The organism is Streptomyces sp. NPDC006134 (assembly GCF_040628835.1).
GTDB lineage: Bacteria > Actinomycetota > Actinomycetes > Streptomycetales > Streptomycetaceae > Streptomyces.
Genome location: NZ_JBEXTV010000014.1, coordinates 120730 through 134618 on the forward strand (window position 1 = coordinate 120730; position 13889 = coordinate 134618).

The 13889-nt window shown below is 73.9% G+C and carries 14 protein-coding genes and 1 tRNA gene; 8 read left to right on the plus strand and 7 right to left on the minus strand.

Annotation, left to right across the window (positions count from 1 at the left end):
* Positions 1 to 12: 12 nt before the first annotated feature.
* From ABZ340_RS12040 to ABZ340_RS12050, 3 genes are read right to left on the minus strand one after another with little or no spacing between them, the layout of a single operon-like run.
* Positions 13 to 777: a TrmH family RNA methyltransferase gene (locus ABZ340_RS12040; RefSeq protein WP_358781634.1), complete on the minus strand. Its 765-nt coding sequence runs from the start codon at positions 775 to 777 to the stop codon at positions 13 to 15.
* The gene (locus ABZ340_RS12045) at positions 774 to 2000 is read right to left on the minus strand and encodes an HTTM domain-containing protein (RefSeq protein WP_358781635.1); all 1227 of its coding nucleotides are present in this window, start codon (positions 1998 to 2000) and stop codon (positions 774 to 776) included. Before ABZ340_RS12045 ends, ABZ340_RS12040 begins: the two co-directional genes overlap by 4 nt.
* Entirely contained in the window at positions 1997 to 2830 is an 834-nt protein-coding gene (locus ABZ340_RS12050; RefSeq protein WP_358781636.1) for a DUF5819 family protein, read from the minus strand. The genes ABZ340_RS12045 and ABZ340_RS12050 overlap by 4 nt, the downstream gene beginning before the upstream one ends.
* A 288-nt stretch (positions 2831 to 3118) precedes the next feature.
* Here ABZ340_RS12050 and paaA point away from each other — a divergent pair, with 288 nt between their 5' ends.
* The 5 genes from paaA to ABZ340_RS12075 are packed head-to-tail and all read left to right on the plus strand — an operon-like array spanning position 3119 to position 6813.
* Positions 3119 to 4168: a 1,2-phenylacetyl-CoA epoxidase subunit PaaA gene (gene paaA, locus ABZ340_RS12055; RefSeq protein WP_358781637.1), complete on the plus strand. Its 1050-nt coding sequence runs from the start codon at positions 3119 to 3121 to the stop codon at positions 4166 to 4168.
* Positions 4165 to 4461, plus strand: a complete 297-nt coding sequence (gene paaB / locus ABZ340_RS12060) for a 1,2-phenylacetyl-CoA epoxidase subunit PaaB (protein WP_358781638.1) — start codon at positions 4165 to 4167, stop codon at positions 4459 to 4461. Before paaA ends, paaB begins: the two co-directional genes overlap by 4 nt.
* Positions 4458 to 5192, plus strand: a complete 735-nt coding sequence (gene paaC, locus ABZ340_RS12065) for a 1,2-phenylacetyl-CoA epoxidase subunit PaaC (RefSeq protein ID WP_358781639.1) — start codon at positions 4458 to 4460, stop codon at positions 5190 to 5192. Before paaB ends, paaC begins: the two co-directional genes overlap by 4 nt.
* Positions 5186 to 5746, plus strand: a complete 561-nt coding sequence (paaD, locus tag ABZ340_RS12070) for a 1,2-phenylacetyl-CoA epoxidase subunit PaaD (protein WP_358781640.1) — start codon at positions 5186 to 5188, stop codon at positions 5744 to 5746. Before paaC ends, paaD begins: the two co-directional genes overlap by 7 nt.
* Positions 5746 to 6813, plus strand: a complete 1068-nt coding sequence (locus ABZ340_RS12075; protein ID WP_358781641.1) for a 2Fe-2S iron-sulfur cluster-binding protein — start codon at positions 5746 to 5748, stop codon at positions 6811 to 6813. The genes paaD and ABZ340_RS12075 overlap by 1 nt, the downstream gene beginning before the upstream one ends.
* A gap of 73 nt (positions 6814 to 6886) precedes the next feature.
* Here the strand turns inward: ABZ340_RS12075 and ABZ340_RS12080 are convergent, their stop codons facing one another.
* The 4 genes from ABZ340_RS12080 to ABZ340_RS12095 all read right to left on the minus strand — a co-directional run bounded on the left by ABZ340_RS12080 (position 6887) and on the right by ABZ340_RS12095 (position 10204).
* The gene (locus tag ABZ340_RS12080) at positions 6887 to 7234 is read right to left on the minus strand and encodes a rhodanese-like domain-containing protein (protein ID WP_358781642.1); all 348 of its coding nucleotides are present in this window, start codon (positions 7232 to 7234) and stop codon (positions 6887 to 6889) included.
* A 99-nt stretch (positions 7235 to 7333) separates the two neighbouring features.
* The gene (locus tag ABZ340_RS12085) at positions 7334 to 8137 is read right to left on the minus strand and encodes a hypothetical protein (RefSeq protein WP_358781643.1); all 804 of its coding nucleotides are present in this window, start codon (positions 8135 to 8137) and stop codon (positions 7334 to 7336) included.
* A 199-nt stretch (positions 8138 to 8336) separates the two neighbouring features.
* Positions 8337 to 9785 carry a DUF2252 domain-containing protein gene (locus ABZ340_RS12090; RefSeq protein WP_358781644.1) on the minus strand — a complete coding sequence of 483 codons (1449 nt, stop codon included), beginning with the start codon at positions 9783 to 9785 and terminating at the stop codon, positions 8337 to 8339.
* Between the two features lie 335 nt (positions 9786 to 10120).
* Positions 10121 to 10204: transfer RNA gene (locus tag ABZ340_RS12095), tRNA-Leu, on the minus strand.
* Positions 10205 to 10761: 557 nt separating this feature from the next.
* Between ABZ340_RS12095 and ABZ340_RS12100 the strand changes: the two genes are divergently transcribed.
* The 3 genes from ABZ340_RS12100 (at position 10762) to ABZ340_RS12110 (ending at position 13866) form a co-directional block, all read left to right on the plus strand.
* A complete protein-coding gene (locus ABZ340_RS12100; protein ID WP_358781645.1) occupies positions 10762 to 11646 on the plus strand; it encodes a DUF3662 and FHA domain-containing protein in 885 nt (294 codons plus the stop codon).
* Between the two features lie 10 nt (positions 11647 to 11656).
* Positions 11657 to 12166: an FHA domain-containing protein gene (locus tag ABZ340_RS12105; RefSeq protein WP_358781646.1), complete on the plus strand. Its 510-nt coding sequence runs from the start codon at positions 11657 to 11659 to the stop codon at positions 12164 to 12166.
* A 140-nt stretch (positions 12167 to 12306) separates the two neighbouring features.
* Positions 12307 to 13866 carry a Stp1/IreP family PP2C-type Ser/Thr phosphatase gene (locus tag ABZ340_RS12110; protein WP_358781647.1) on the plus strand — a complete coding sequence of 520 codons (1560 nt, stop codon included), beginning with the start codon at positions 12307 to 12309 and terminating at the stop codon, positions 13864 to 13866.
* Positions 13867 to 13889: the final 23 nt, after the last annotated feature.

Here is a 13889-nt window from a genome sequence, read left to right on the forward strand (position 1 = left end):
GCGGACGACCGCTCAGGCGGGCGCGCCCCCGGTGGCGCTCCAGTGGTACAGCGTCATGGCGACGCTGGTCGCCAGGTTGTAGCTGGAGACCTGGGGGCGCATCGGCAGGGACAGCAGGCGGTCGGCCCGCGCGCGCAGGGCGCCGGACAGCCCGCTGCGCTCGGAGCCGAAGGCGAGGACGGCGTCGTCCGGGAGCCGCACCCCCCGGAGGTCCTCGCCCTCGGGATCGAGCGCGAACACCGGTCCCGGCGGCAGCTCGTCCACGTCCAGCCGCTCCACGGCGGTCGCGAAGTGCAGCCCCGCCCCGCCGCGCACCACGGTGGGGTGCCACGGGTCGAGCGGACCGGTGGTGACCACGCCGGTGGCGCCGAAACCGGCGGCCAGGCGGATGACGGCCCCCGCGTTGCCCAGGTTGCGCGGCTGGTCGAGGAGGACGACGGGCGCGGTGCGCGGCGTGCGGGCCAGCGCGCGCAGGTTCGCGTCGCGGGAGGGCCGTACGGCCAGGGCGGCCACGGCGGTGGGGTGCGGGCGCGGCACGAGGGAGGCGTACGTGGCGTGCGGCACCTCCGTCAGGAGCGCGGCCAGCACGTCCCGGACGTCCGGCGCCAGCTCGTCGGCGAGGGCCAGGGCCGCCGCGCGGTCGCTGGTGACGGCCACCGGCACCTCGGCGCCGAAGCGCACGGCGTGCTTGAGGGCGTGGAAGCCGTCGAGCAGGACCGGGGAGGCGGGGGCGAGGGCGCGCCAGGCGGTGAGGGCGTCCAGGGCGGCGTCGGTCATGCCGTGAAGCCTACGTGCGGCCGCTCCGGATCCTCCCGCCCGCGCTGTCCGGGCACCGCCGTACGGTCCCCGCCCCGCGCGAACGGGCTCCGCACGAACCGCTCCCGCGCGCGGGCCGCCCGGCTGCCCAGCCGGCGCAGGAACGACGTCGGCAGGAAGACCGCGTCGGCCGCGATCATCGCCAGCGAGAAGAACGGCAGCCCGAGGACGACCGCGATCGCGGCGTGCTCGGCGATCATGACGGCCAGCAGGACGTTCTTCACCCGCCGGTCGAACAGCGTGAACGGGAAGGCGACCTGTGCGATCACGGTGCCGTAGGTGAGGAGCATGACCAGCGTGCCGCTGGCGGACAGCAGGCCGACGAGTCCGGGCCACGGCGAGAAGTGGTCCAGGTGCAGGGGGTAGTAGACCGCGGTGCCGTCCTGCCAGCGCGCGCCCTGGACCTTGTACCAGCCGGCCGTCGCGTAGATCAGGCACGCCTCGGCCATGATCACGAGCAGGGCGGCGTTGTGCACGACGTTGGCGACGACGTCCAGCAGGATCCGCGGCTCCCCGCCGCGCGCGCGGCGCCCGGCCAGCCACCACAGGGCCTGCGCGATCCACACGCCGCCCAGCAGCGCCGGGACGAACCGGTCGCCGTCCAGCCGCCCCGCGAGCGCCGCCGCGAGCAGCACGGACCCGAGCACGCCCCACAGGGCGGGGCCGGTCCGGTCCCCGAAGCGCTCCCCCCGCGCGCGTGCCGCGTCCGCGCGCCGCGCCCGCCGCGCGTCCAGCGACCAGACCCGGCCGCAGCGGGTGAAGACGAGGTAGACGCTCATCAGGTGCAGGACGTTGTCGCCGCCGTCGCCCACGAAGACGCTGCGGTTCTGCAGCGACAGCACGCCCACCATGAACAGCACCGACGTCGTGCGGGTGCGCCAGCCCAGCACCAGCAGCACGGAGGCCAGCGCGGACAGCGCGTAGACCGCCTCGAACCAGACCCGGCCGTCCGCCCACAGCAGCACCGTGAAGGCGCCGTTGTCCGTGATCAGCTGCTCGGCGAGGTCCCGGCTCCACGGGCCGTCGGGGCCGTACAGCTCGTGGCGGTGGGGGAACTCCCGCAGCAGGAACAGCAGCCAGGTCGCGCCGAAGCCGATGCGGACCACGGCGGTCTGGTACGGGCCGAGGGCCGACCCGGTGACGTGGGCGATGCCGCGCGAGAGCGCCAGGACGAGGCGGTTCACCCGGCGCTCCCCTCCACCGCGCGGCCCCGGCCGGCCTCGTCCGCGGGGACCCACCACCAGGGCAGCTCCCGCAGGGACGGCTCGGCGGAGACCTTCTCGCGGCTCCACGCGGGCGGCGGCACGCCGGTGGTCCGGGACCGGAACTGGACGCGCTCCAGGGTGCCGTCCGGCCCGGGCACGCCGTTCCGCTCCAGCCGCAGCACCGCGATACGGCGCAGATACGTCTCGGCCAGCGCGCCGCGCAGGCCCGCCGGGCGGTCGCCGGAGTCGTGGGTGGCGAGGTAGAAGTCCCAGGCCCGGCGGAGCATGTTCTGCCGGGTGTGGCTCGGCAGCGGGTTGCCGTCGATGGCCCGGCCGTCCTCGGCGGACAGGTCGTACCAGCCGGTCGTGCGGACCTCGCCGTCCACCGTGCTCACCTGGGCGCGGACCTGGACGGCGACGTTCTGCTGGAGCGGATCGGGCGCGAACAGCTTCCAGTTCTGCTCGAACTCGGGGTAGATCCACTCGTCGACCGCGTCACCGTGCCGCTTCGTGACCGTGTTCGGCGGGGCGACGTGCAGGAACAGCATCCCCAGGTGGACGCAGACGGCCATCGCGACCACCGCGAGCGCGCACGCGGCGACGACCTGGTACCGCGGGGACAGCGCGGCCACACCGGCACAGGGCTCGGCGGGCTCCGCGGAACTCGCGCCCGCGCCTGACGGGACCGCGGCCGGCTTCCCGGTGCCGGCCGCCTCCGCCACGGCCCCGTCAGGCGTCCCGGCGGAGGGCCGCCGACCCGGCCCGTCCGGCCCCTGCCGGGTGCCCGAGCCCGTGTCGTACGCGTCCATCCCGCCTCGTTCCCGCATCGCTCCCGCCCGCCCCGCCCGCCCGGCACAGCCCTCACGGCACTCGAACCCGGCGCAGCGCTCACGGCACTCGAACGGGAACGGTACTCATCCCCGCCCGGCCGGACCCGGCCCTCGGCGGATCCGCCACCGTCCTTCCACAGGCGGCCCCGGCGGATCGTCCACAGCGGTTGACACCTTACGGCGCCCGTCTCACCATGGAATCGCACGAACCGAACGATCGGTCGGGAGATTGCTCCGGGCAGAGCCCAGGTCGAGGGGGACCACCTCATGGCGACAGCAGCAGCCGCGCAGCACACGGCCCGCACCCCGGCGTACGACGCGCAGGGCGCCGCCCCGGGCACGGACGGCGACACCACCGCCCTCGAGCGCGCCTTCGACGCGGCGGTCGCCGCCGACGAGCGCGTCGAACCGCGCGACTGGATGCCCGACGCCTACCGCGCGACCCTGATCCGCCAGATCGCCCAGCACGCCCACTCCGAGATCATCGGCATGCAGCCGGAGGCCAACTGGATCACCCGCGCGCCCTCCCTGCGCCGCAAGGCCATCCTGATGGCCAAGGTCCAGGACGAGGCCGGCCACGGGCTGTACCTGTACGGCGCGGCCGAGACCCTCGGCGTGAGCCGCGACGAGCTGCTCGACAAGCTCCACACGGGCCGCCAGAGGTACTCGTCGATCTTCAACTACCCCACGCTGACCTGGGCGGACGTCGGCGCGATCGGCTGGCTGGTGGACGGCGCCGCGATCACCAACCAGGTGCCCCTGTGCCGCTGCTCCTACGGCCCCTACGCGCGCGCGATGGTCCGCATCTGCAAGGAGGAGTCCTTCCACCAGCGCCAGGGCTACGAGCTGCTGCTGGCCCTCAGCCGCGGCACACCGCAGCAGCACGCGATGGCCCAGGACGCGGTCGACCGCTGGTGGTGGCCGTCGCTGATGATGTTCGGCCCGCCCGACGACGCCTCCCCGCACTCGGCGCGGTCGATGGCGTGGAAGATCAAGCGGCACTCCAACGACGAGCTGCGCCAGCGCTTCGTCGACATCTGCGTCCCGCAGGCCGAGTCCCTCGGCCTCACCCTCCCCGACCCGGATCTGAGGTGGAACGAGGAGCGGGGCCACTACGACTTCGGCCCCATCGACTGGGCGGAGTTCCAGGAGGTCCTCAAGGGCAACGGCCCCTGCAACGAACAGCGCCTGACCCAGCGCAGGCGGGCCCACGAGGAGGGCGCGTGGGTCAGGGAGGCCGCCGCGGCGTACGCCGCCAAGCACACCGCCGGCCACACCACCGAGCCCACCGGTGAGCGCGAGGAGGCGCACGCATGACACGGACGAGCGGCACCGACTGGCCCCTGTGGGAGGCCTTCGTGCGCTCGCGCCGCGGCCTGTCCCACACCCACGCGGGCAGCCTGCACGCGCCGGACGCCGAGCTCGCCCTGCGCAACGCCCGCGACCTGTACACCCGGCGCGGCGAGGGCGTCTCGATCTGGGTCGTGCCGTCGTCCGCGATCACCGCGTCCTCCCCCGACGAGAAGGACCCCTTCTTCGAACCGGCCGCCGACAAGCCGTACCGGCACCCGACGTTCTACGAGATCCCGGAAGGGGTGCAGCACCTGTGACCGCCCCCGCGTCCGGCACCTCCCCCACGACCGCCGCCGCCCTCGCCCTCGGCGACGACGCGCTGGTGCTCTCCCACCGCCTGGGCGAGTGGGCGGGCCACGCCCCCGTCCTGGAGGAGGAGGTCGCCCTCGCCAACATCGCCCTCGACCTGCTCGGCCAGGCCCGGGTGCTGCTGTCGATCGCCGGCGACGAGGACGAACTGGCCTTCCTGCGCGAGGAACGCGCCTTCCGCAACCTCCAGCTCGTCGAGCAGCCCAACGGCGACTTCGCCCACACCATCGCCCGCCAGCTGTACTTCTCCGCCTACCAGTACCTGCTCTACTCCGAACTGGCCGCCGGCGACGGCCCGTTCGCCCCCCTCGCCGCCAAGGCCGTCAAGGAGGTCGCCTACCACCGCGACCACGCCGAGCAGTGGACCCTGCGGCTCGGCGACGGCACGGACGTCAGCCACGCGCGCATGCGGCGGGCGTGCACCGCGCTGTGGCGGTTCACCGGCGAGATGTTCCGGCCGGTGGAGGGGGTCGACGCCGACTGGCCGGCGATGGAGGCGGCCTGGCTGGAGCGGGTGGAGGAGGTACTGCGCCGGGCCGGCCTCACGGTCCCCGACGGGCCGCGGTCGGGGGCGTGGTCGGCCGGAGCGGGCCGCCAGGGCCTACACACCGAGCCGTTCGGGCGGATGCTCGCCGAGATGCAGCACCTGCACCGCAGCCACCCGGGGGCGACATGGTGACGGCCACCCCCCGGGAGGCGGAACTCCTCGAACTCGCCGGCTCGGTCCCCGACCCCGAGCTGCCCGTGCTCACCCTGCGCGAGCTCGGCGTGGTGCGCGCGGTGCGCGTCCACGGCCCGGACGCGGCCGAGGTCGAGCTGACCCCGACCTACACCGGCTGCCCGGCGGTCGAGGCCATGTCCCTGGACATCCAGCGGGTCCTGCGCGCACACGGCATACGGGACGTCACCGTCCGCACGGTGCTCGCACCCCCGTGGTCGACGGACGACATCACGGCCGAAGGCCGCCGCAAGCTCCGCGAGTCCGGCATCGCCCCACCGCGCGTACGCCGGCCGGCCGGCCCGGTCCCCGTGCCCCTCGGCCCCACCCGCACCCGCACCCCGGCCCCGGCCGACGACCCGGGACAGGCCGTGCCCGCCCCCGCCCCCGTCCCCTGCCCGCACTGCGGATCGGCCGACACCGAGCTGCTCAGCCGCTTCTCCTCCACCGCGTGCAAGGCGCTGCGGCGCTGCCTGTCCTGCCGGGAACCGTTCGACCACTTCAAGGAGGTGTGATGGCCCGCTTCCACCGGCTGAAGGTGACCGCGGTCGACCGGCTCACCGACGACTCCGTGGCCCTCACCCTCGCCGTGCCCCCGGCCCTGCGCGAGGAGTACCGGCACACCCCGGGCCAGCACCTCGCCCTGCGCCGCACGGCCGACGGCCGGGAGACACGCCGCACCTACTCCATCTGCTCCCCGGCCCCCGGGGACGGCGAGGGCCCGCACGAGCTGCGGGTCGGCGTGCGCCTGGTCGAGGGCGGGGCCTTCTCGACGTACGCCCTGAAGGAGATCGTCGCCGGCGACGAACTGGAGGTGATGACCCCGGCCGGCCGTTTCACGCTGGAACCCGCACCCGGCCTGTACGCCGCGGTCGTCGGCGGCAGCGGCATCACCCCGGTGCTGTCGATCGTCTCCACGCTGCTGGCACGCGAGCCGCGGGCCCGGTTCTGCCTGGTCCGCAGCGACCGTACGGCCGCGTCGACGATGTTCCTGGAGGAGGTCGCCGACCTGAAGGACCGGTATCCGGACCGGCTGCACCTCGTGACGGTGCTCTCCCGGGAGGAGCAGCAGGCGGGCCTGCCGTCCGGCCGGCTGGACCGGGAGCGGCTGACCGGGCTCCTCCCGGCGCTGCTGCCGGTGGAGCGGGTGGACGGCTGGTTCCTGTGCGGGCCGTTCGGGCTGGTGCGGGAGGCCGAGCGGGCACTGCGCGGACTCGGCGTCCCGCGCCCGCGCATCCACCAGGAGATCTTCCACGTGGACGCCGGGGGCACGGCCGCCGCGGCACCGGCGCGCCCCGCCCCCGCGCACAGCACGGTGACCGCGCGGCTCGACGGCCGGGGCGGGACCTGGCCGGTCCGGGAGGGCGAATCACTCCTGGAGGCAGTGGTGCGCAACCGCCCCGACGCGCCCTACGCCTGCAAGGGCGGGGTGTGCGGGACCTGCCGGGCCCACCTGGTCTCGGGCGAGGTGCGGATGGACCGCAACTTCGCGCTGGAACCGGAGGAGACGGAGGCGGGATACGTCCTGGCGTGCCAGTCGCACCCCCTGACGGAGCGGGTGGAGCTGGACTTCGACCGCTGACGGCCGCCGGGAGGTGCCCGAGTCCCTGCCCCTGCCCCTGGTCCTGTCCCTGCCCTGGTCCTGGTCCTGGTCCCTAGAGGACGAACCCGTCCTCGCCCTTGGCGTTCACGACGGGCCGGCCCGCGGCGGCCCACTGCTGCATGCCGCCGTCGACGTTCACGGCGTCGACGCCCTGCTGGACCAGGTACATGGTGACCTGGGCCGAGCGCCCGCCGGAGCGGCAGATCACATGGACGCGGCCGTCCTGCGGCGCGGCCTCGGTCAGCTCGCCGTACCGGGCCACGAACTCGCTGAGGGGGATGTGCAGCGCACCCGCGGCGTGACCCGCCTCCCACTCGTCGTCCTCACGGACGTCCAGCAGGAAGTCGCCGTCCTTGAGGTCCGCGACCTCGACCGTGGGTACACCAGCTCCAAAACTCATACCCCCGACGCTACCGGAACGACCGGCCGGCACCACCCGGTCCTCCGCCGACCGGAAGACCGGCCGGAAGCCTGACCGGAAGACCGACCGGAAGCCTGATCAGGAGGTCTGCCCCAGCAGCGCCGCCAGCTCCGCCTCCCGCTCGGCCACCTGGTCCCGCAGCTGCCCGGCGATCTCGTCCAGCAGGCCGTCGGGGTCGTCGGGGGCCAGCCGGAGCATGGCGCCGATGGCGCTCTCCTCCAGCTCCTTGGCCACCAGCGTGAGCAGCTCCTTGCGCCGGGACAGCCACTCGAGGCGGGCGTACAGCTCCTCGCCGCGGCCGGGGCCCACCGTGAGCTCCGGTCCGGCGGCCCACTCCTGGGCCAGTTCACGCAGCTCCGCCTCGTCGCCCCGGGCGTAGGCGGCGTTCACCCGCGTGAGGAACTCCTCACGCCGCTTGCGCTCGGTGTCCTCCTGCGCCAGGTCGGGGTGGGCCTTGCGGACCAGTTCGCGGTAGAGCCTGCGGGCCTCCTCGCCGGGCCGCACCCGCTGCGGGGGCCGTACCGGCTGCTCGGTGAGCATCGCCGCGGCCTCCGGGAACAGCCCGTCCCCGTCCATCCAGCCGTTCAGCAGTTCCTCGACCCCGGGAATCGGCATCAGCCGGGCCCGCGCCTCGTCCGCCCGGCGCCGGTCCTCCGGATCGCCGGTGCGGGCGGCCCGGGCCTCCAGGATGCGGGCGTCCAGCTCCTCCAGCCGGGCGTACATCGGGCCCAGCTTCTGCTCGTGCAGCCGGGAGAAGTTCTCGACCTCGACGCGGAAGGTCTCCACGGCGATCTCGTACTCGATCAGCGCCTGCTCGGCGGCCCGCACGGCACGCTCCAGCCGCTCCTCCGGGCGGGACTGCTCAGCTTCCGGGGTCGTCACCCGACCAGCGTAGGCCACGGCCCGCACCCCTCCCCAAGATCCGCGGCCCTCCCCAAGAACCGCGGCCCTCCCCAAGAACCGCGCCCCTCCCCGAGAACCGCGACCCTCCCCAAGGTCCGCACCCCTGCACCCCTCCCCGAGAACCGCGACCCTCCCCAAGATCCGCGCCCTCCCCCGCCGACCGCTCCCCTTTCCGCCCTCACACCCCGGGCTCGGCGGCGATCCTCCCCGCCCGCACCGCCGCCACCAGCTCCGCGTGGTCCGCCTCGGTGCGGTCGGCGTAGGCGACGGCGAACGCGGCCACCGCCTCGTCCAGCTCGTCGTTCTTGCCGCAGTACCCGGCGAGCAGCCGGGGATCGGCGGTGTGGGAGTGGGCGCGCGCCAGGAGGGCACCGGTCATCCGGCCGTAGTCGTCGATCTGGCCGGCGGCCAGCGCGGCGGGGTCGACGCTGCCCTTGCGGTTGCGGAACTGACGTACCTGGAAGGGCCGCTCGCCGATCGTCGTCCAGCCCAGCAGCAGGTCGCTGACGACCTGCATGCACCGCTGCCCGAGCACCACCCGGCGCCCCTCGTGCCCCTCCTTGGGCACCTCGAAGCCGGCGGTGGCCAGGTGCGGCAGCAGCGCCGACGCCCGCGCCTCCTTGACCTGGAGGACCAGCGGCTCCCCCCAGTGGTCCAGGAGCAGGACCACGTACGACCGCGTGCCGACGCTGCCCGTGCCGACGACCCGGAACGCCACGTCCTGCACGGCGTACCGGGCCAGCAGCGGCAGCCGGTCCTCGGGCAGCGTCGCCAGGTACCGCTCCAGCGACGACACCACCGCCGCCGCCTCCGCGTCCGCGACGCGCCGCAGCACCGGCGGGGCGTCGACGAAGCGCCGTCCGCCGTCCTCGGTCTCCTCGGTCGACCTGGCCGCGAAGCGCCCGCTGGTGTTGGCCCGCGCCTTCTGTGCGACCCGCTCCAGGGTGCCGAGCAGGTCGTGGGCGTCGGTGTGGGAGACGAGTTCCTCGTCGGCGACGGCGTGCCACGCCTCCAGCGCCGGCAGTTTCGCCAGCAGCCGCAGGGTGCGCCGGTAGGCGCCGGCCGCGCCGTACGCCGCCTCGCGGCAGGTGTCCTCGTCCGCGCCGGCCTCCCGCCCCGCGAGCACCAGGGAGGCGGCGAGCCGTTTCAGGTCCCACTCCCAGGGGCCCGGCACGGTCTCGTCGAAGTCGTTCAGGTCGATGATCAGGCCGCCGCGCGCGTCCCCGTAGAGCCCGAAGTTCGCCGCGTGGGCGTCTCCGCAGATCTGGGCGCGTATCCCGGTCACCGGGGTGCGGGCCAGGTCGTACGCCATGAGGCCCGCCGCGCCGCGCAGGAACGCCAGCGGGGTGGCCGCCATCCGTCCCACCCGGATCGGGGTGAGCTCGGGAATCCGGCCGCGGTTGGACTCCTTGACCGCGGCGAGCGCGCCGGGACGCGCGGCGTCGAGGGCGAGCTCCGCGTGCGCGGACCGCGGCACACGCCCGCGCAGCGCCTTGCCCTCCGCCTTGCCCTCCGCTTTCGGCGACCCGGCACCGGGCCACCGCGCGAACCCCGGCACGACGGGAACGCGCGCCCCGGTTCCGGCCGCCGTGCCCGCCCCTGCCCCCGCCGACAGCACCTCGGTCATCCCGGGCCCTCCCCGTCATCCCACAGCGGCTGCCCCGCCTCGGCTCGGGCGCCGTCCGGCAGGCCGCGTTCCGTACACGGCGCCGACGCCGTCGCCGACGCGCCAAGACGGTACAACCCGGTGCCCCGGCCGTACACGGGCCGCCGGACGGCACCCGGGCGCGAGCCCCGCTCCGCGGGGAACCGGAGCAGCCCCCGGCCGTGAGATAGCTCACGCCCCGCCCCGCCGTGTCCCGGCCGCCGCGAGGCGCCGCCACCGCAGATCACGCAAACGAAGAACGGGCCCCTGCCGGTGACTTTCGTCACCGGCAGAGACCCGTCCATCGGTTCTCTCTGTGCGCGAGGGGGGAGTTGAACCCCCACGCCCTTGCGGGCACTGGAACCTGAATCCAGCGCGTCTGCCTATTCCGCCACCCGCGCATTGGGTGTGTCTTCCGGCTCCGTTCCTTTCGGCCCGGCGCCTTCCGACACCCAGAACATTAGCACGCCCGTGGGGGTGGGTTCACATCCCTTGGTCATCGGGCCCCGGTCGCCCCCGGGCCACCCCCGGGACGCCCCCGCAACACCCCCTCGGGCGGCCCTCCGTGTCCCGGCCGTCCCGACTGTCTCGACGCACACCCGTTCACGTATCAACCTCGTACCGGTCCCCTCCGTCTCCCCGGGAGCCGGGCGGAGTCCACAGCCGGGTGCGGGACACTGGTCTGCAGCCACCTCTACGATCCTGGGCAGGAGTACGGACAGCACCGCTCCTCCCGGCGTTCGAAGGGGAGCGCCGCAGGGAACTTCGTCAGGCGTCGGCGGCGTCGGCAGGCGTCGACACCGGTCGACCGGGCCGACAGGGGGAACCAGCCGATCGACCGGCGCGTGGATACGATCAGTAAGCAGTACCAAGTAAGCAGTACGCAGGTAAGCGGTACACAGGCAAGCAGTACGCAGGCAGGCAGTGCACAGGACGGCAGCGGCGGAGGAGGTGCCCCATGGGAGTCCTGAAGAAGTTCGAGCAGCGTCTCGAAGGTCTGGTCAACGGCACCTTCGCCAAGGTGTTCAAGTCCGAGGTGCAGCCCGTGGAGATCGCGGGAGCGCTCCAGCGTGAGTGCGACAACAACGCCACCATCTGGAACCGCGACCGCACGGTCGTCCCCAACGACTTCATCGTGGAGCTGAGCACGCCGGACTTCGAGCGGCTCAGCCCCTACTCCGGCCAGCTCGGCGACGAGCTGGCCGGCATGGTGCGCGACTACGCCAAGCAGCAGCGCTACACCTTCATGGGCCCGATCAAGGTCCACCTGGAGAAGGCGGACGACCTCGACACCGGCCTGTACCGGGTGCGCAGCCGTACGCTCGCCTCCTCCAGCAGCCAGCAGGCCCCCGGGGCTCCCGGGGCCCCCGCCGCGCCTCCGGCCGGCCGGCCCGGTGGCTACGGCTATCCGCCCGCCGCCCCGCCCGCGCCTCCCGCGGGCGTCCCGCCCATGCCGTCCGCGCCGCCGCCCGGCGCCCCGGCGGGACAGCCCGGCGGCTACGGCTACCCGCAGCCCGCCGGCGCCCCGCGGCCCCCGGCCGCCGGGGCCGCGCCCGGCGGGCGCACCCGCCACTGGATCGAGATCAACGGCGCCCGCCATCAGATCTCCCGCCCGACGATGGTGCTGGGCCGCAGCACCGACGCCGACGTGCGGATCGACGACCCCGGCGTGAGCCGCCGGCACTGCGAGATCCGGACCGGAACGCCCTCGACGATCCAGGATCTCGGATCCACCAACGGCATCGTGGTGGACGGGCAGCACACCACCCGCGCTACGCTCCGCGACGGCTCGCGGATCGTCGTGGGCAGTACCACCGTTATCTATAGGCAAGCCGAAGGGTGATCCGGGGGCAATGTCAGAGCTGACCCTCACGGTCATGCGGCTGGGTTTCCTGGCCGTACTGTGGCTGTTCGTGATCGTGGCCGTGCAGGTCATCCGCAGCGATCTGTTCGGCACGCGCGTCACCCAGCGCGGGTCGCGACGGGACGCGGGCCGTGCGCAGCAGGCCGCGCGCCAGACGCCGCCTCCGCAGCGCCAGCAGGCGAGCGGGGGCCGGGCGCGGCGCAACGCCCCCACCAAGCTGGTGGTGACCGAGGGCACGCTCACCGGCACCACCGTCGCCCTGCAGGGCCAGACCATCACCCTGGGCCGGGCGCACGACTCCACGATCGTGCTGGACGACGACTACGCCTCCAGCCGCCATGCCAGGATCTACCCGGACCGCGACGGCCAGTGGATCGTCGAGGACCTGGGCTCCACCAACGGCACCTACCTGGACCGGACCCGGCTGACGACCCCCACACCGATTCCGCTGGGCGCGCCGATCCGCATCGGCAAGACCGTCATCGAACTGCGGAAGTAGTGCCACGTCATGAATGAGCGCGAGCGGAGCGAGCACGCGGCGGCGGTCCCCCGCGAGGACCCCGGCGCGCTCCCGACCGGAGGGTGGGCAGTGTGGCCCGACACGACCGGCTGCATGCGGAGCCGACGGGCGAGGTGCGCATGAGTCTGTCACTGCGCTTCGCCGCCGGATCCCACAAGGGCATGATCCGGGAGGGCAACGAGGACTCCGGTTACGCCGGTCCCCGGCTGCTCGCCATCGCCGACGGCATGGGCGGCCAGGCGGCCGGCGAGGTCGCCTCCTCCGAGGTGATCTCCACCATCGTCCCCCTCGACGACGACGTACCCGGTTCCGACATCCTCACCTCCCTCGGCACCGCCGTCCAGCGGGCCAACGACCAGCTGCGCCAGATGGTGGAGGACGACCCCAGCCTGGAGGGCATGGGGACCACGCTGACCGCGCTGCTGTGGACCGGGCAGCGGCTCGGGCTCGTCCACGTCGGCGACTCGCGCGCGTACCTGCTGCGCGACGGCGTGCTGACGCAGATCACGCAGGACCACACCTGGGTGCAGCGCCTCGTCGACGAGGGGCGCATCACCGAGGAGGAGGCGAACACGCATCCGCAGCGGTCGCTGCTGATGCGGGCGCTGGGCAGCGGCGACCACGTCGAGCCCGACCTGTCGATCCGCGAGGTCCGCGCCGGCGACCGGTACCTGATCTGCTCCGACGGGCTGTCCGGGGTCGTCTCCCACCAGACGCTGGAGGACACCCTCGCCAGCTACCAGGGCCCCCAGGAGACCGTGCAGGAGCTGATCCAGCTCGCGCTGCGCGGCGGCGGGCCCGACAACATCACCGTCATCGTCGCCGACGTCCTCGACCTGGACACCGGTGACACCCTCACCGGGCAGCTGTCCGACGCCCCGGTCGTGGTCGGCGCCGTCGCCGAGAACCAGAGCCAGATCGGCGACAACGGCATCATGCAGACCCCGGCCGGCCGCGCCGCCGGCCTCGGCCGCCACGCGCGCGGCCAGGGCGGCGGGGGCGGCGAGTTCGGGCCGCCCGGCAGCGGTGACACCACGGGCTTCGTCCCGGCGGGCGGTTTCGGCGAGTACGGCGAGGCCGACCTCACCAAGCCGAACAAGAGCCGCAAGTGGCTCAAGACCTCCTTCTCCGTCGTGCTCGCCCTCGCCGTGGTCGGCGGCGGCCTCTACGGCGGCTGGCGCTGGACGCAGACCCAGTACTACGTCGGCGCCAAGGACGGGCACGTCGCGCTGTACCGGGGCATCAGCCAGGACCTGGCCTGGGTGTCGCTGTCGAAGGTGGAGAAGGACCACCCCGAGATCGAACTCAAGTACCTGCCGCCCTACCAGCAGAAGTCTGTGAAGGCGACCATCGCCGAGGGCGGCCTGAAGAACGCCCAGGCGAAGATCGAAGAGCTGTCGGTACAGGCCTCCGCCTGCCGGAAGCAGGCCGAGCGGCGTGCCGCGGAAAGCGAGAACAACGCGAAGACGGGTGAAGGCGAGGCCGGGGGGACCACGGGGGCCTCCCGCATCTCCTTCCCGTCCAAGGCCACGCCGTCGCCGGACCCGTCGGGTTCGCCGTCGGCGTCCGCGCCGACCCCGTCGTCACCGTCTTCGTCCACGACCGCACCCACTCTCGACCCCGGCCCCAGCCTGTCGGAGGAAGAGCAGAAGGTCGTCTCGCGGTGCGGTAAGCAGTAGGCAAGCCGTGAGAGGCCCTGTTA

Bases quoted from the DNA above. Each gene is read 5' to 3' on its own strand.
- ABZ340_RS12110 (WP_358781647.1), top strand. From the start codon at position 12,307: ATGAGTCTGTCACTGCGCTTCGCCGCCGGATCCCACAAGGGCATGATC.
- ABZ340_RS12080 (WP_358781642.1), bottom strand. From the start codon at position 7,234: ATGAGTTTTGGAGCTGGTGTACCCACGGTCGAGGTCGCGGACCTCAAG.
- ABZ340_RS12050 (WP_358781636.1), bottom strand. From the start codon at position 2,830: ATGGACGCGTACGACACGGGCTCGGGCACCCGGCAGGGGCCGGACGGG.
- ABZ340_RS12090 (WP_358781644.1), bottom strand. From the start codon at position 9,785: ATGACCGAGGTGCTGTCGGCGGGGGCAGGGGCGGGCACGGCGGCCGGA.
- paaB (WP_358781638.1), top strand. From the start codon at position 4,165: ATGACACGGACGAGCGGCACCGACTGGCCCCTGTGGGAGGCCTTCGTG.
- ABZ340_RS12100 (WP_358781645.1), top strand. From the start codon at position 10,762: ATGGGAGTCCTGAAGAAGTTCGAGCAGCGTCTCGAAGGTCTGGTCAAC.
- ABZ340_RS12105 (WP_358781646.1), top strand. From the start codon at position 11,657: ATGTCAGAGCTGACCCTCACGGTCATGCGGCTGGGTTTCCTGGCCGTA.
- ABZ340_RS12075 (WP_358781641.1), top strand. From the start codon at position 5,746: ATGGCCCGCTTCCACCGGCTGAAGGTGACCGCGGTCGACCGGCTCACC.
- ABZ340_RS12040 (WP_358781634.1), bottom strand. From the start codon at position 777: ATGACCGACGCCGCCCTGGACGCCCTCACCGCCTGGCGCGCCCTCGCC.
- paaA (WP_358781637.1), top strand. From the start codon at position 3,119: ATGGCGACAGCAGCAGCCGCGCAGCACACGGCCCGCACCCCGGCGTAC.
- paaD (WP_358781640.1), top strand. From the start codon at position 5,186: ATGGTGACGGCCACCCCCCGGGAGGCGGAACTCCTCGAACTCGCCGGC.